Source organism: Kitasatospora sp. NPDC001540, from assembly GCF_042894345.1.
Taxonomy (GTDB): domain Bacteria; phylum Actinomycetota; class Actinomycetes; order Streptomycetales; family Streptomycetaceae; genus Kitasatospora; species Kitasatospora phosalacinea_C.
The window spans coordinates 1-16,900 of sequence record NZ_JBIAVO010000016.1 but is presented as its reverse complement, the minus strand read 5'-3'; the positions used below and the strand labels follow the sequence as shown (position 1 = coordinate 16,900).

Below are 16,900 nucleotides of genomic sequence, written 5' to 3'. Positions count from 1 at the left end.
ACGGGCACCCGCCCGCTGGATCAAGCCTCCCCGCGGGCGGGGCGGGCCGCAATGCCGGGCGGTCGCCGGCGGACGGTCACCGGCGGACGGTCGCCACGGTGCGCTGGGCAACGGCTACCGTGGGCCGGACCGGCAGGCGCGCGAAGGGACACGATCGCATGGAACCGACACTCGGCGTGGTGGTGCTGACCATGGGCGACCGGCCCGCCGAACTCGCCGCGCTGCTGGCCTCGGTGGCCGCCCAGCAGGGGGCGGAGCACGGGGTGCGGACGGTGCTGCTGGGGCAGGGGACCCCGCTGCCGCCGCAGCCCGACTGGGTGGACGTGATCGAGCTGCCGGAGAACCTGGGCATCCCCGGCGGCCGCAACGCGGGCATCGAGCGGCTGCGCGAACTCGGCGGCACCGACGTGCTGGTGGTGCTCGACGACGACGGGCTGCTGCCGCGCACCGACACCTTCCGGCTGGTGCGCGAGGCGTTCGCCGCCGACCCGGGACTCGGCGTCCTGGCGTTCCGGATCGCCGACGAGACCGGGTTCACCCAGCGCCGCCACGTGCCCCGGCTGGGCAACGCCGACCCGATGCGCTCCGGGCCGGTCACCACCTTCCTCGGCGGGGGCCACGCCATCCGGATGTCGGTGATCGACCAAGTGGGCCTGTTCCCGGCCGAGTTCTTCTACGCCCACGAGGAGACCGACTTCGCCTGGCGCGCCCTGGACGCCGGCTGGCGGATCGACTACCGGGCCGACCTGCTGCTCCAGCACCCCCGCACCGACCCGGCCCGGCACGCCACCTACTACCGCCGCACCGCCCGCAACCGGGTCTGGCTCGCCAAGCGCCACCTGCCCGCCCCGCTCGTCCCGCTCCACCTCGGCGCCTGGCTCGCCGTCACCGTCCTGCGCCGCCCGCCCCGCGCCGCCCTGCGCGCCTGGGCGGCCGGCTTCGCCGAGGGCGTCCGCACCCCGTGCCCGCCCCGCCGCCCGATGCGCTGGCGCACGGTGGCCCGGATGACCCGGCTGGGGCGGCCGCCGGTGCTGTGAGGCCGCCCCCGCCGGGGTCCACCGCGCAGCCCCTCGGGCCGGGAGAGTCCCGGCCCGAGGAGACTCGCCCGGCCCACGCCGAACCTGCTGCCGGGAACCACGGATTTTCGTCCCGCCTTTCGGCGGCGCGGCCGCGGTGGCAACAGGCCGGCGACCGGTGCACCGTCAATCGGGGTCGATGTCGTCCAGGTCGACCCCGATCCCGGCCATCACGCTCCGGTAGCCCGTGTCGCGATCCATCAGTTTCGCTCGGATCCAACGCCGGGCGGAGGCATCCGAACACTTCCACCGCCACCTGACCGCCTCAGCGGCGAACAGTTCCCTCCGACGGTTTCGAGGTTCGGCGAGCGCCTCGGCGAACCCGTGGCAGACGTCCGAAATCATGGCGGTCCTGGCTGTCGGATCGCTGTCCCTGGGCTCGTCGGGGTCGAGGGTCTCGACCCCTCGGAAAACGCGACCGTTCTCCGCCATGTAGCGAATTTCCAGAAATCCGTTCGCCATGAGGCAGGACAGCGCTCCTGCCACTGACAACCGCTCGGACGCTGTGCGCCCGGGCCACCGACCCGCCATCAGCTAGCCCGCCCATCGCTCGTAGTCTCGAATGTAGATCGGAGTGTCCCAGGTGATTTTCCCCTGGCCGGTCCGCCTGTGCCGGTCTGCCGCCGCTTTCAGCAGGTAGGCGCGGTGGTTGCCGTTCTGCAGCACCTTTTCCTGGAGTCCCACGGTCAGAACGTCCTTGGGGCCGCTCTTGGGCGTGAACACGGATGCCAGCAGGTCATCGTCGCTCAGCCCTTTCAGGGCGTCCATCTGTGTGCTGCTGCCCGCCGTCCCACCAACGTCCCGGATTTCGATGCTCGCCAGGTCGCGGACCGTCGCGTTCGGAGCCGGTCCTTCCTGCTTCGCCCTCTTGAAGATGCTCCCGATGCCTGGCGGGCAGTTGTGAACCAGGACGGGCGTGGTTCCGGCCAGCACATAGTACGTGTGGAGGTCGGCGATGGTGAGGTTGTAGGCGGTGCGGGGTTCGGTCCGGTAGTTGTGGACGGTTTCGACCGTGACGGTCTGGCCGTCGGTGGTGAGGACGTGGTCGCCGGGCTTGAGGTCGGCGGCGTTGGTCCAGCGGTTGGTGGTGAGGTCCCAGTAGGGGTGGTGCTGGGTGGAGGTGAGGGCCTCGGTGCCGGCCTTGGTGGTGAGGGTGAGGTCGGTGAACTCGGTGTCGTCGGGGGTGACGATCGTGTCGGTGACCGGTTCGGGGCGGGTTTCGCCCGTCTGCGGGTCGGTGGCCAGGACGGTGTCGCCGTCGGTGAGTTGGTCGATGGGCTTGACGGTGCCGTCGGCCAGGAGGACGGCGGTTCCGGCGGGGAAGCTGTTCTTGCAGCCGCCGCCGAGCCAGCCTCCGATCTTCTTGGCTGCCGCGCTCCCGGCCTGCTTGAGTTCCTGCCCCAGGACCGCGCTGGTGCCTTCGGTCGCCACGGAGGTCACGGCGCCGATGACTTCCGCCTGGAGGATGCCTCCGGCGGAGTGGTCCGCGTTGCCGTCGAGCGCGTTGTCGACGGCGGCTCCGAGGGCGCCGACCGCTGCGGCGCAGCCGGTGGCGGCCGCGACCGCGCTGGTGCCTCCGGTCTCCAGGGCTCCGGCGATGCCGCCTCCGTAGCAGAGGGCGCCGGCGACTCCTTCGACGACGGCGACGACGACGGCGCGGACGAGGGGGTGGTCCGTGGTGTAGTTCTGGATCCGCTTCAGTCCGTTGCCGGTGTGGCAGATCCCCTTCTCGAGGAAGTTGCCGGTGCACTTCTTGGTTCCCCGGCCGTTGCCGCCCGAGCCGTTGCCGTTGTCGCTGCTGGTGCCCCGTTGCTGTTGTGCGGCGGCGAAGTTGCCGTCGGAGGTGATCTTCTGCTGCCAGTACTCCGGCGTGCTGGTCTGCTGGGCGCAGGACAGGGTGACGCAGAAGGCCTCCGGGTGGGGGACGAGGAACTCCCCGCCGTCGGCGGAGTTGGCGTTGGTCATCAGGCCCGAGGGGTCGGAGCTGTTGACCGGGTTGTTGCCGCTGTAGGCGTAGCCGTTCCACTGCTGGGGGCTGCCCTCGTCGAGCAGCGGGTCGGGGTTGACGAAGCGGCCGTGGACGGGGTCGTACTCGCGGGCTCCGAGGTTGGTCAGGCCGGTGGCGGTGTCGAGGGTGCCCCCGACGAAGCCCTTGTCGCCGGACCAGGTGTTCGGTGCGGGCTGGGTGCCGCGGGGGTTGCCGAACGGGTCGGTGGGGCGGCGGGTGACGGTCTGGGCGGCGTCGGTGCCGATCTGGACGCTGCTGGTGCCGTGCGGGTCCGCGCACTGGTAGACGAGGGTGCCGTTGCCGTTGTCGGAGGTGACGCGGGTGATGGTCAGTCCGCCGGGTGCGCCGTAGTAGCGGGCGTCGGACAGGGTGTTGGTGGTGGTGTCGAGGGTGAGTTCGTCACTGCCGAGGTTCAGCGTGGTCTTGCCGGGGTTGCGGCGGATGAGCTGGTTGCCGTCGGCGTCGTACAGGTACGACGTGCCCTGGGCCTCGCCGGTCTTGGTGACCGAGGCGAGCTTGTCCTCGCCGTCCCAGGTGAGCGTGGTGGTGCCGCTGGTGTCGGTGATCGAGGTGGTGTTGCCCACCGCGTCGTACTGGTAGGTGGTCGCGGTGGTGCCGGAGGCCGACTTGGTGGAGGTGGACAGCAGGCCGTGCGGGCCGCCGGTGCCTCCGCCGGTGTTCGGCGCGGTGGTGGGGGTGTTGACGGACTTCGGCGCGCCGAAGGTCTGGGTGGTGGTGACGTCCTTGGCGGTGTTGCCGGTGATGTCGTGCTGCACCAGGGAGGTGCGGTTGCCGGTGGCGTCGTAGCCGTAGGTCTGCCAGTACGGCGAGGGGCCGCCGACGCTGGACGTGCTCGCCGGGCCGGGGGTGGTGGCCGGGCCGTTGGCGTTGACGCAGGCGCCGATGCCCGGGACGGACGGCATGGGGGCCGTGGTGGTGCCGGCGGTGTCGGTCCAGGCGTTGGTGAGCCGTCCCAGGTGGTCGTAGGTGAAGCACTGGGTGTCGGTGGCCGAGGGGCCCTGGATGTCGCTGACCGAGGTGATCCGGCCGGCCGGGTCGTAGGTGTAGTTGGTGGTGTCCACCGCGGTGGTGGAGGTCTGCCGCTCCAGGACGGACTGGGTGATGCGTCCGGTGGCGGGGTCGTAGGTCTGGGTGGAGGAGACGAAGGTGCCGTCGTCGCCGAGCTTGGTCTGGGTCGGGCGGCCGAGTTCGTCGTAGTGGACGTCGGTGATCAGGCTGCTCAGACCGGCGGAGCCCCACATGAGGCCGGTGTCGCTGTAGAGGTAGTCGACCTCTTCGGCGGGCAGGCCGCCGACGGCGGGCAGGTTGGTGTGGTCCAGCAGTCCGAGGACCGGGGTGTAGGCGTTGGTGGTGGTGTAGGTGCCGGCGAGCTTTCCTTCGCTGGAGGGGATGGTGACGCTGCTGCCGGTGACCCGGTAGTCGGTGTCGTACCCGGTGACCGCCGTGGTGTAGGCCTTGCCGGTGGCGCCGCCCACGTACCGGGTGGAGGAGGCCGGGTGGCCCTTGGCTCCGCTGACGGTGTCGTAGGTCCAGCCCGCCAGCTGGTTGGCCGGTGCGACGCTGCCCGCGTACAGGCCGGTCTTGCGGCCCAGCAGGTCGTAGCTGTAGGCGAGGGTGTCGCCCTTGGCGTTGGTCGTCGAGGCGACCTGGGAGTTCACGTCGTAGGCGGTGCGGCTGGTGCCGGTGTCCGGGTCGGTGGAGGAGACCAGCCGGCCGCGCAGGTCGTAGCCGTAGCTCCAGGTGTTGCCCTGGCTGTCGGTGCGCGAGGCGGTCTGGCCGGACGGGGTGTACGCGTACGTGGTGACGTCCGCGTCGGCGGCGCTGCCGGTGGGAGTGGAGCCGTGGTACTGCCACAGCGCCGTGGTGCGGCCCCGGGCGTCGTTGAAGGTGGTGGTCGGGGTGCCGCCCCTGGGGGGTGTCACGTCGGTGCGGTCCGCACCGGGGTAGGCGGTGGTGGTCGACCACTGGGGCTGCCCGTTGGCCTTGAACTCCGACTTGGTGACCCGGCCCATGCCGTCGTAGGTGAGCCGCGTCTGCGCCAGGACCTGGTAGTCGGCCGCGACGAAGACGGTGCCGTTCGGCGAGGTGGTCTTGTCGTAGTGCGGGTCGGAGGTTCCGGTCACCCAGCCGTGGGAGTCGTAGAAGGTGTCGGTGACCAGACGCCCTTCCCAGGTGGCCGCCGAGTTGGTCTGGGTCTGCCGGATCCGGCCCAGGCCGTCGTAGAGCTGGGTGGTGGTCAGGTAGACGTCGCCGGCGCTCTCGACGTGGCTCTGCGAGGTGACGACCGAGGGCGCGGTGACGCCGTTGACCGCGTAGGAGAACTTGTTGTCGGGGGACAGGTTGGTGGCCCGGCCCGGGCGCCACACGGCGGTCAGGCGGCCGAGGCCGTCGTACTGCTGCGTGGTGGTGCGGCCGTTGAGGTCGGTGGAGGTCAGCGGCAGGTTGCGGCCGGGGTCCTGGGTGGCGGTGGAGGTCCAGCCGCCGCCCATCGGGTTGGTCGAGGTGACGGTGGTGGGTATCGCCCCGGTGGCCGGGGTGTAGGAGGTGGTGGTCCTCGCGGCGTTCGCGGCCGGGTCGCGCCCGGTCAGCTGGTTGCCGGCGGCGTCGTAGGTGGAGCCGTCGCCGGTGGTGTCGGACACCGGGCGGCCGTAGACGTCGAAGGTGGTGGTGGCGGTGTTGACGTAGACCGGGTTGCCGGCGGCGTCGTAGTGGTCGAGCGTCTGGGCACCGGTGGCCTCGGCGAGCGTTCCGGCCTGCCCGAACGGCTTGGAGTCGTACAGGGTGCGGACGTCGGCGAGCGTGGTGGCGGCGTTCGCCGCGGTGCCGCAGGGGCCCGCGACCGACTTCTTCTCGCTCACCAGGTTCACCAGGGCCGGGTTGCTGCTGGTGGCGTAGCCGGTGGTGGTGCAGACCTCGGGGGTGGCGGCGGTGCCGTCGCCCTTGTCGTCGACCTGCAGTTCGCGGTTGGCGTGCGCGGGGTCGGTGGTGGCGACCATCGTCGTGGTGCGCCAACTGCCGTCGGTGAGCTTGCTCTTGGCCACCGAGGTGATCTGGGAGGCCGGGTAGCGGGCCACCAGGTCGGGCATGCCGCCGCTCTGCTTGTGCGTCGCGGTGACCTGCTGGCCGTTGCTGGTGCCGCCGTTCACGGCCACGACCTGGCCGCCGGCCTGGTCGTAGACCTCGGTGGCCACCGTCGAACCCGCCAGCCAGTCGCTGTCGGTGACGCTGCCGCCGAGCGGGTTGGCGACGCTCACGCTGCGCCTGGTGCCGTTGGCCAGCACGTCGCCGTCCATGCCGCGCAGGTAGGTCACCCGCTGCTGGGTCCGGGGGGCCTCACCGGCGTTGCCGGTGCCCAGGAAGGTGTCGACCGACTGGTAGCCGCGGAAGTTGTCCCAGGTGCGGGTCTTCGGGTCGGTCCACTCGGCGTCGTTGCGGTGCCAGGCCGCGCCGCCGTTGTAGGTGTAGGAGGTCTTCTTGACCATCAGTGAGCCGGTGACGGCGTCCTGCTCGGCGACGGCGGTGACCAGGTACTTGTTGAACCAGTCGTTCACCGGGTCCGGCGAGGACGAGCCGGGCAGGTACCAGTGCACGGGCTGGCAGGCCATCGTGTTGCCGTCCTCGGAGGACGGCATGTGGTTGTTGACCCGCGAGCACTCCGGGTCGGAGTAGGAGACCGTGATCTGCCCACCGGTCTCGGTGGTGATCTGCTGGATGCGCGGCCGGTTGAACGCGGGCTGCGCCGGGACGAGGCCGTCGACGCGGTTGGCGAGCTCGCGCGCGGTGAAGGACACCGCGGGCAGCTTGGCCTCCGCCTGCCCGTTGGTGCCGGTGCGCTGGATCGAGGCCAGCCACAGCGTGGGCTTGGTGCCGTCGCCGGGGTCGGGGAAGGAGTGCGTGAGCGTCCAGGTGTCGACCGTGCGGTAGGCGGTGCCGACCAGGACCTGGGTGGAGATCCCGGTCAGGCGCTTGGTGCTGAAGAAGCTCGGGTTGGGGACGGTGCAGCTGGTGGTGCACAGCTGGTCCACCGGGACGTCGGGCCAGAAGGAGGCGTTCGCGGCGGTGCGCTGGGCGGGGTCGCAGGTGATCGGGCCCGAGGGCAGGCACCGCTCGGACGTGGTGAAGACCACCTTCGCGGCCGGGTTGAGCGTGCCGTGGGCGGCGGTCTGCTCGGGCAGGCGCTGGCCGTAGGCGATCTGCGTCGGGTAGCCGGCCCGGACGTACGGGGTCAGGGTGCCGTTGCCGCTGTTCTGGCCCGCACCGCGGCTGTAGTTGTTGGTCTCGGTGGCGTAGGTGTAGCTGATCAGGTTCTGGTGGAGGTCGACGACGTAGTCGAGGTTCCAGCGCCAGCCCATGCTGCACCAGGACGCCTTGCCGGTGGTGGAGTTGTAGCAGGGGTCGCCGCTGTTGGGCGAGTACACCGGCTCGGACCAGGCGGAGTTCGTCGCCGGGTCGGTGCCGTCGCCGCCGGGCAGGTGGTTCTGCCCGAACCAGTACTGGGTGCCGTCGGCGACGGTGACCTTCCAGTACTCGCCGTTCTTCAGACCGTTGGGTGCGCCGGTCAGCAGCTCGACCTTCGTGCCGTCGTCGCCCATCAGGTGCCAGACGCCGCTGGTGTCGTCGCGCACCAGCGTGCCGGAGTGCCCGGCCAGCGAGATGCTGGCGTTCTGGCCGCCCCAGCACAGGTCGGCGGAGCCGGTGATGCCGTCCTTCGAACAGCTCTGGTAGGACCGCTCGACGAAGCCGGGCTCGTACCCCCAGCCGTCACCGATCCACGAGGACTGCGCGTTGGCCGAGGAGGTCCTGCCGTCCAGGGCCGACGAGTCGTAGGACAGGGCCACCGACGGCGTCGCCCCGGCGATGCCCGCGGGCACCTGGACGGGGTAGGAGTAGGTGAAGTTGCCGACGTTCGTTCCGGCGCTCCAGGCCGCGGACGGCGACAGCGAGGTCGCCTGGTACGAGCCGGAGGCGCCCGAGGAGCTCGCGGTGGCCGCCAGCACCATCGGCGCGGCCGTACCCGCCGAGGCCTGCACGGCGGTGCCGGAAGCGGTCGGGAACGACGCCTGCGTGAGCGTGCCGCCCGGGCCGTTCGCCGACGACTTGACCGCACCCGAGGTGGCGCCCGGCAGGACGACGTCGGCGCTGAGGCGACCGGAGGCGACGTCGACCCTGCTCTCGACCGGCGTCTGCACCCGGCACTCGGGCTTGTCGGGGGTGGTCAGCGCACAGGCGGGCAGCGCGACCAGCCGGGCGCGGTCGGCCCACTGCGCGCCCCAGGCCTTCAGGTCCAGCTCGACGGTCACCTTCCGGTCCGTCTTCGCGTCGGGGTCGGTGCCGTCCGTCAGCGCGACGACGGGGCCGCTCACCCCGGCCGCCCGGCCCTTCGCCTGCTCGGCGACCTCGACCTTGACCGAGCGGGCGGCAGCCGAACCGCCCCCGCCGACGCCCAGGGCGACCGGCAGCGAACCGGCCTTCACCAGGCCCCGGCCGCCGGAGGAGGGAGAGGCCCCGCCCGTCGCGGCGGCAGCCTCCTTCGCCGCCGCCGAGCCGGACCCGATGACCACCTCGGCGCTCCCGCTCGGCGCCGCCGCGGTCTGCGCGGAGGGCTGCCAGTCCCGGGGCACCGGGAAGTCCGGCGCCTTCGGCTTCGCCGGCACCAGGTCGGCGCCCTTCACCGACTCCAGACCGGTCACCGCGGCCTTGGGCTTCCAGTCCCTGCCCCGGTGCTTGGCCGCCAACGCCTCGGCGGACGGCGCCGCCAGCAGACCCGTCAGCACCGACAGCAGGGTGAAGATCCCCAGCCATCGGTGCCTTCCCCACAACCAGCGTCCCGCCGGCGTCTTCGTACGCCAAGCCCTCACGGCGATCTCCAGTTATCCGATGAACCCGTGCGCACGTGCGCCCGCGGTGTGCGATCCAGTGCGCACCGGGGGAGATGCTAAAGACATCGGAAAGGTCGCGGCAGGGGGGACCGGACGCCCTCGAAAGGGTTTAACGAATCTTTGCAATTCCAGCTGACGATGTGTCAGCGTACGTCCGAATCGACCCTGCTGCCCTCGCCTGGGGTGAACTCTGCGGTATCCGATGGTATGCGGAGGACGCCGAAGGCGAAGCGGTGATCCCCCCGTTCTCCCCACCTCCCCCGCTTGTACGGAGGGATAGGCGGGGATTCGTCCGGAAGGTGGAAATCGAGTTCGGGCGCGACATGTCGGACCTGTTCGGTTTTCGCCGCGCGCGGGTGGTTCACCGTCACTGGATCGTTACGGGGAATCTGTCGAACCGGTTCGGACATATGCGGATATGGAGATTTCACAAGCCGTGGATTATCCGGAGACCATCTGGAGCGCTCGTATACGGTTCTCGCAGAGATTGAGTCCCCTCGATGTCCTCTCGAAGTTCCATCCCTCGTGCACAGCGGCCGTCGTCCGCCGGAACGGGCCGGTTGCCCCGGCTGGTGTCGCTGGCCGCCTGTGGCGCGCTCGGCCTCGGGTTCTTCGGCGTCCCCGCTGCCCACGCCGATCCGGCCACCGCCTCCCCCACCGCCTCGCCCTCCTCGCCCTCCTCGGCCTCCCCCGTCGTGACGCCGGAGCAGCAGGCGATCCAGGACGCCCGGGCGCGGGCCAGGTCCACCGGTCAGCCGGTGGTGGTGGACGCGATGACGACCGAGTCGTCCAGGACGGTGGCGAACCCGAACGGCACGCTGACCACCACCGACAACGCGCAGGCCGTCCGGACCCGGCGGGCCGGTGCGTGGGTGGACCTGGACCCGACGCTGCACCGGAACGCGGACGGGACGATCAGCCCGGCGGCCACCCAGGACTCCCTGACGCTGTCCGGGGGCGGCACCGGTCCGTTCGCCACGATCACCACCTCCGACGGCAAGAAGCTGGCCGTCACCGCGCCGTTCCCACTGCCCGCACCGTCGCTGGACGGAGCCACGGCGACCTACGCCGGTGTGCTGCCCGACGTCGACCTGCAGGTCAGTGCGCTCTCCAACGGCGGCTGGCGGGACGTGATCGTGGTCAGGACCGCGGCGGCGGCCGCGGACCCCCGGCTCGCCACCCTGCACTTCCCGGTCACCACCACCGGCCTGACGGTGGCCGCCGACCCGGCGGGCAACGTCAGCTTCAAGGACTCCGGCGGCGAGGTGCGCTTCCAGGCCCCCACGCCGCTGCAGTGGGACTCCACCGTCTCGTCCGCGGTGCCGCTCGCCTCCGGCGGCGGCGCGGCCGCACCGCGCTCGCCGGCGGTCGCCCCGCAGGACACCCCGCAGGCCGCGGGGTCGAACGCGGCCGGCCCCGGTGCCACGGCCGTCGTCGCCTCGATGGGCGTCGCGGCGACCGGCAGCGGGATCGATCTCATCCCTGACAAGGCGACGTTCGGCAAGGGCACCGGCCCCTGGTACCTGGACCCGACCGTCGGCGCGGTGAGCAAGACCATCGGCGCCACCCAGGTGCAGGAGTACCTCCCCACCTCCACCTACTACAGCACCGGCGCCCAGGATCTCGGCATCGGCTACTGCGGCTACCCCAACTGCCCCGGCCACGGCCGCGAGCGCGCCTACTTCACCATCGGCGTCAGCGCGAACATCTACACCCAGCCCAGCGGTGCCCCGGCCCCGCCGACCGTCTACGACTCCAAGCTGAGCGTCAACGTCGACGGAGCCTCGGCTCCGGACACCAACACCCCGATCGGCCTCTACTGGACCGGCACCATCGACGACGCCACCACCTGGAAGAACCAGCCGTGCAACGGCGGCGGGACGTTCGGCGGCTGCGGCAAGGTCGGGGGCTCCCAGTGGATCAAGGGCACCGGCCCGATCAACTTCGACGTGACCGCGCAGATGCGGCAGGCCGCCTCGCAGAAGTGGGGCACCTGGACGGTCGGCCTCGCGCCCGACGACGAGACCAACATGTCCTACCGCCACCACGTCCAGAGCAGCATCTCCATCGCCACCAACTACGACATCACCCCCAGCGCGTGGTGGCCACGCTCCTCCCCCTCCGTAGGCTTCGCCAACAGCGGTGACGGCAAGGGCACCCCGACCGGCGCGGACTGCCCCGGCAGCGCCGATCCCGGCTGGATCGGCGCCGCCGAGAACATCGCCCTGACCGTCAGCCAGTGGTCCCCGATCGGCGTCAACCTCACCGACAAATTCGCCACCTGGGACGACACCACCGGCAGCGCGCTCCCGACCCTGTCCACCCCCGCGTCGGCCTACGGCAACAACTGGGTGAACCTGCCCGGCTCCCTGCTGACGGACGGTCACCGCTACCGCTGGCAGGCCACCACCACCGACGACTCCCTCACCTCACCCGTCGTCGGGCCCTGCTACTTCCGGTTCGACCGCACCGCGCCGACGGTGAGCGTCAGCTCCGCCCAGTTCCCGCCGTCCGGCTCCCCCGCCCCCGCCACGCTCACCTACGCGGGCCAGAGCGGCACCTTCACCGTCACCGGGACCGACCCCGCCCCGGCAGGCGGCGGCGACACCTCCGGGCTGGCCTGCTACCGGATCAGCACCGCCTCCACCCCGGTCACCGGCTGGCACTGCAACGACGCCACCACCACCAGCGACACCGTCGCCCTGCCCGACGCCACGGGCAGGGCGACCTACGCCTTCACCCCGCCGCACTGGGGCACCAACACGCTCTTCGTCCAGGCCCAGGACAACGCCGGCAACTACAGCCAGCCCGCGGCCTACAGCTTCTACGCCCCCTGGAACCCCGCCCACGGACCCACCTACGGCGACATCACCGGCGACCAGCGGCCCGACATCCTGCTGCCCGACGGCAACGGCGGCCTGCGGCTCGTCCAGAACACCGCCGACCCGGTCAACGCCGGCTGGCTCTCCGGCTCGGCCGCCACCTCGCCGACCGGCACCTGGCAGAACGTGCAGACCACCCACCGCAGTTCACTCCGCGGCGGCGTCACCGTCGACGACCTGATCGCCCACCCGGCCGGCAACCCGCAGCTGTTCCTCTACCAGAACGCCGGCACCGGATCCTTCAACACCCGCACCTCCTTCTACCTCAACGGCACCACCACCCAGGGCCCGGTCACCTGCACCAACGCCGACGGCCTGCCCGTGGACGCGACCCAGACCTCCGGCTGCCCGAGCGACCTGGGCACCGACTGGTCCGGCGCCACCCAGGTCCTCGCCGTCGGATCCCCCGACAACGAGACCACCACCCCCACCGCCAAGACCTCCGTCCTCGCGGTCATCGACAGCAAGCTCTGGCTGTTCTCCCCCGGCAGCAACAACATCCGCCTCCTGGCCACCAAGGACACCCGGGTCTCCTCCCTCGACTGGAGCGACTACGACCTGATCGGCCCCGGCCCGGCCAACGGGACCACCACCTGCACCAGCAACGGCACCACCGCCACCACCGCCCAGACCACCCTGTGGGCCCGGGAGCGCAGCACCGGCCGCATCCTGGCCTACCCGATCACCAAGAACCCGAACAACGGCTGCGCCAACGACTACTCCGCCCTGTCCGACCCGAGCGCCGGCACGGCCATCGGCTCGACCGTCACGGCCGCCGACTACCCGGTGGCCGGATCGGTCGGCGACCTGACCGGCGACGGCATCGCGGACCTGTACGCCCAGAACACCGCCGGCCGGATCGTCATCTGGCCCGGCGTGGTCGGCGACCCCACCGGCCACCCCGGCAAGGTGACCGGGTTCGCCTCCGGCAACGCGATCGGCGACCCGCGGGCGCCCCTGGGCCGCTACCCGCTGGCCGGTCCCGTCAGCAGCACCGACACCACCCACACCCCGGACGCGCTGGGCAGCCACCCCGGAACGGTCAGCGGTGACGTCACCTTCGGCGCCACCAGCGCCACCACCCCCTCCAATGCCGCCACCTTCAACGCCGGGACCACCAACAACGGCGAGGTCAAGGCGGACGGCCTGACCGTCGACACCACCAAGTCGTTCACCGTCTCCACCTGGGCCCGCGCCGACCAGCTCACCGACGGCACCGTCGTCAGCCAGAACGGCGCCCAGGCCAGCAACTTCAAGCTGTGGCCCGCCACCGACGCCTCCGGCGTCAACTGGCGCTTCGCCATGGCGACCTCCGACACGGCGGGAACGGTCTCCTACGACGCGACCACCGAAACCGTCAACTCCTCCGCCCGTGTCCGGACCGGCGCCTGGACCAAGCTGGTGGCCAGCTACAACGCCACCACCCACCAGACGGCCCTCTACGTCAACGGCGCCCTCGCCGCGACCGGCACCCACACCACCGCCGTCACCGGCACCGGCCCGGTGGTCATCGGCCACCACCAGGCCAACGGCACGGCCGCCGGCCCCTTCAAGGGCGCCGTCGCGGACCTCGCGGTCTACCCCTTCGCCACCACCCCCGGCGGATCCGTCCCGGGACCGTTCGTCTCCGCCGTCGCCCCCGGCAAGTGCATGGACGCCGCCTGGGGAGGCACCGCGGACGGAACCGTCATCGAGATCTGGGACTGCAACGGCAGCGGCGCCCAGAACTTCACCATCAAGGACGACGGCACCGTGCGGTTCGGCGGCAAGTGCCTGGACGCGACCGCCAACGGCACCGCCAACGGCACCCTGGTCGAGCTCTACACCTGCAGCGGCGGCGGCAACCAGCGCTGGATCCCCCGCGCCGACGGCTCCCTGCTCAACCCCGTCTCCGGTCGCTGCCTCGACGACCCGAACAGCTCCCCCGCCAACGGCACCCAGCTCCAACTCTGGGACTGCAACAGGACCAACGCCCAGACCTGGGCCTTCATCCCGCTCGTCTGACCGTCCCACCCGGGCTGCCCGGCCGACAGCGGTCGGCCGGGCAGCCCCGCTTCCCGCCCCGTACGCCCCACCACGAAGGAACCATCGTGCCCAAGCAGCCCTCCACCACCCCGCTCGACAAGTACAGCGCGGTCGGCGGCCCGTTCGCCGGCCTGACGTACTGGCAGCTCCTCCTCACCTTCCTCCCCCTCGGCCTCGCCCTGGTCCTCGTCCTCGGCGCCGTCGGCGCGGCCCTCGGCGCGGGCGCCGCGATGGCCAACCTGAAGGTCGTCCGGAAGGAGCTGTCCACCCCCGTCAAGGCACTCGCCATGCTCGGCGTCGACCTCGCGGCCGCGGCGCTCTGGCTGGCGGTCGCGGGTGCCGTCGGCGCCGCCACCACCCACTGACCCGCCGCCTGCTCCGCACCGGCCGCCGCGGGGTCGGTCCCAGGACGCTGCGGGACCGTTCGACCTGTGAGACGCCCCGCCGGGCGGGAATGAACGGCGGGGGGCGGGTGCTCGGGGCCGTCATGGATCTCTCTCTGCCCCCGGTCGCCCCCGTCCCGTCGCCGTACGGCGGCCTCGCCCGCCACGGTGTCAGCTACGCGCTGCGCACCGGCTTCCGCCCGCTGCTGCTGGACCTGCACGTACCGGCCGGGGAGGGGCCGTTCCCGGTGGTGGTGTGGCTGCACGGCGGCGCGTTCCGGGAGGGCGACCGCCGCTACCTGCCGAGCACGCTGCGGCCCGGTTCGGTGTTCGAGGCGCTGGTGGCGGCGGGCCTCGCGGTCGCGACGGTCGACTACCGGCTCTCCGGCGAGGCCCACTACCCGGCCCAACTCGACGACGTGACGGCCGCGTTGCGCTACCTGCGGGAGTACGCCGGGGAGCTCGGCCTGGACACCGACCGGCTCGGGGTGTGGGGCGAGTCCGCGGGCGGGACGCTGGCCGCGCTCGCGGCGCTGACCACCGACGCGGTCACGGCCGCCGTCTGCTGGTACCCGCCCACCGACCTGGCCGCCCTGAACCACCACGGGCCGGACTCCCCGGTCACCCAACTGCTGGGCGGCTGCTCGTCCGAGCTCGTCGCGGAGGCCAACCGGGCCAGCCCGGTCCGGCAGGTCACCCCCGCCGCTCCGCCGTTCCTGCTGGTGCACGGCGTGCAGGACGACCTGGTGCCGCTGTCCCAGTCCGAGGCGCTGCACGAGCGCCTGCTGGCGGCGGGCGCCCGCTCCGTCCTGGTGCCGGTCGAGGGGGCCGGGCACTGCTTCGGCGAGTACCCGGACACCGAGGGGCTGATCGACGACGCGGTGGCCTTCCTGTCGGTCGAGCTCTCGGGCCGTACCGCGCAAGGAGACTGACCGGCCATCAGACAGCGAGCCGCCCCGGTCGGGCGATCGGCCGGGGCGGGGCAGCCGCCGCCCACGCAGAGAGCGCTCTCACGAACCCCGGCGGCCGCTCCGGCCTCAGCTTTCAAGATCTGAAGGGGAGTTGCGACCAGAGGTCGTCAAAGGTCCGAGAAATCCCCCGTTCTTTGACATTGCCATGCCGATATCCCGTCCGTACGATTCAGGCCAACCGGCGGAGGCGCCCCGCCGCAGAGAGCGCTCTCAGACAAAGGATTCCACCATGGCTGCTGCCCCACGCACGCGCCGTTGGCCCCTCGGCGGATTCGTGCTCCTCCTGACCGCCGCCCTGGCGGCCGCCGCGCCGTTCGGCTCCTCCCCCACCGGCACCGCCCCCACCGCCGTCGCCCCGCTGGCCGCCGCACCGGTGGCCGCCAGTAGCTGGGGCGACGACTTCGACGGACCGGCCGGTTCGGCCGTCGACCCCGCCAAGTGGACGATGGAGACCGGCGGTTCGGGCAACGGCAACCACGAGTTGCAGTACTACACGGCGGGCGCCGCGAACGCCGCGCTGGACGGCCAGGGCCACCTGGTCATCACCGCCAAGCGCAACACCGACGCCGGGCTGTCCTGCTGGTACGGCACCTGCCAGTACACCTCCGCCCGGCTGAACACCTCGCGCACCTTCACCCAGGCGTACGGGCACTTCGAGTCCCGGATCAAGATCCCGCGCGGGCAGGGCATCTGGCCCGCGTTCTGGATGCTCGGCAACGACATCTCCACCGCGGGCTGGCCCAACAGCGGCGAGATCGACGTCATGGAGAACATCGGCCGCGAGCCCGGCACCGTGCACGGCACCATCCACGGCCCCGGCTACTCCGGCGCGGCCGGGATCGGCGCGCCGTACAGCCTGCCCGCCGGGCAGTCCTTCGCCGACGCCTTCCACACCTTCGCGGTCGACTGGAGCCCCACCGCCATCACCTGGTCGGTGGACGGCACCGCCTACCAGACCCGCACCCCCGCCGACCTGGGCGGCAACCGCTGGGTGTTCGACCACCCGTTCTTCGTGATCCTCAACCTCGCGGTCGGCGGCGACTGGCCCGGCAACCCGGACGGCTCCTCCACCTACCCGCAGACCATGACCGTCGACTACGTCCACACCACCACCTGGGGCGGCAGCACCGGCACCTACACCGGGCGGATCACCGGCCCCGGCGGCATGTGCATGGACGTGGCGGGCGGCTCCAGCGCCGACAGCACCCCCATCCAGCTGCACAACTGCACCGGCAACGCCGCCCAGCAGTGGACGGTCGGCACCGACGGCACCGTCCGCGCCCTCGGCAAGTGCCTGGACGTCGCCGCCGCCTCCCACAACGACGGCGCGGCCATCCAGCTCTACACCTGCAACGGCACCAGCGCCCAGCAGTGGACGCACCGCTCCGGCAACGACCTCCTCAACCCCGGCTCCGGGAAGTGCCTGGACTCCCCGAACGGCTCCGCGGCCGACGGGACGAAGCTCCAGCTGTGGACCTGCAACGGCACCGGCGCGCAGAAGTGGTACTTCGGCTGACGGCACGACGCCACGCCGCCGAACGCGCCCCGCGCTGACGCGGCACCGGCACCGGCACCGGCACCGGCCACGGGCCGCCCCCACCGGCCCCTCCCCCGGCGCGGCCGACCGTCCCTCCGCACCCACCACCGGTCGGCCG

Annotated in this window: 7 protein-coding genes; 5 read left to right on the top strand and 2 right to left on the bottom strand. The window is 71.9% G+C overall.

Annotated features, from left to right (window positions below; genetic code table 11):
* Positions 1-158 precede the first annotated feature (158 nt).
* Positions 159-1,037: a glycosyltransferase family 2 protein gene (locus ACFY00_RS19845; protein WP_388032798.1), complete on the top strand. Its 879-nt coding sequence runs from the start codon at positions 159-161 to the stop codon at positions 1,035-1,037.
* A gap of 165 nt (positions 1,038-1,202) precedes the next feature.
* On the opposite strand, the gene ACFY00_RS19840 is transcribed toward ACFY00_RS19845, so the two are convergent.
* Complete coding sequence (locus ACFY00_RS19840; RefSeq protein WP_388032797.1) at positions 1,203-1,538, bottom strand: hypothetical protein; 336 nt, start codon at positions 1,536-1,538, stop codon at positions 1,203-1,205.
* A gap of 72 nt (positions 1,539-1,610) precedes the next feature.
* Positions 1,611-8,879 (bottom strand): polymorphic toxin-type HINT domain-containing protein, encoded by a 7,269-nt coding sequence (locus tag ACFY00_RS19835; protein ID WP_388032796.1) that lies wholly within the window; start codon positions 8,877-8,879, stop codon positions 1,611-1,613.
* 665 nt (positions 8,880-9,544) lie between these two features.
* Here ACFY00_RS19835 and ACFY00_RS19830 point away from each other — a divergent pair.
* The 4 genes from ACFY00_RS19830 (at position 9,545) to ACFY00_RS19815 (ending at position 16,761) form a co-directional block, all read left to right on the top strand.
* The gene (locus ACFY00_RS19830; RefSeq protein ID WP_388032795.1) at positions 9,545-13,870 is read left to right on the top strand and encodes a ricin-type beta-trefoil lectin domain protein; all 4,326 of its coding nucleotides are present in this window, start codon (positions 9,545-9,547) and stop codon (positions 13,868-13,870) included.
* Between the two features lie 86 nt (positions 13,871-13,956).
* Positions 13,957-14,256: a hypothetical protein gene (locus tag ACFY00_RS19825; RefSeq protein WP_388032794.1), complete on the top strand. Its 300-nt coding sequence runs from the start codon at positions 13,957-13,959 to the stop codon at positions 14,254-14,256.
* 122 nt (positions 14,257-14,378) lie between these two features.
* Positions 14,379-15,206 carry an alpha/beta hydrolase fold domain-containing protein gene (locus ACFY00_RS19820; protein ID WP_388032793.1) on the top strand — a complete coding sequence of 276 codons (828 nt, stop codon included), beginning with the start codon at positions 14,379-14,381 and terminating at the stop codon, positions 15,204-15,206.
* 268 nt (positions 15,207-15,474) lie between these two features.
* Positions 15,475-16,761: a ricin-type beta-trefoil lectin domain protein gene (locus tag ACFY00_RS19815; protein WP_388032792.1), complete on the top strand. Its 1,287-nt coding sequence runs from the start codon at positions 15,475-15,477 to the stop codon at positions 16,759-16,761.
* The last annotated feature ends 139 nt before the right edge of the window (positions 16,762-16,900 follow it).

Bases quoted from the DNA above. Each gene is read 5' to 3' on its own strand.
- ACFY00_RS19845 (WP_388032798.1), top strand. From the start codon at position 159: ATGGAACCGACACTCGGCGTGGTGGTGCTGACCATGGGCGACCGGCCC.
- ACFY00_RS19840 (WP_388032797.1), bottom strand. From the start codon at position 1,538: ATGGCGAACGGATTTCTGGAAATTCGCTACATGGCGGAGAACGGTCGC.
- ACFY00_RS19820 (WP_388032793.1), top strand. From the start codon at position 14,379: ATGGATCTCTCTCTGCCCCCGGTCGCCCCCGTCCCGTCGCCGTACGGC.
- ACFY00_RS19815 (WP_388032792.1), top strand. From the start codon at position 15,475: ATGGCTGCTGCCCCACGCACGCGCCGTTGGCCCCTCGGCGGATTCGTG.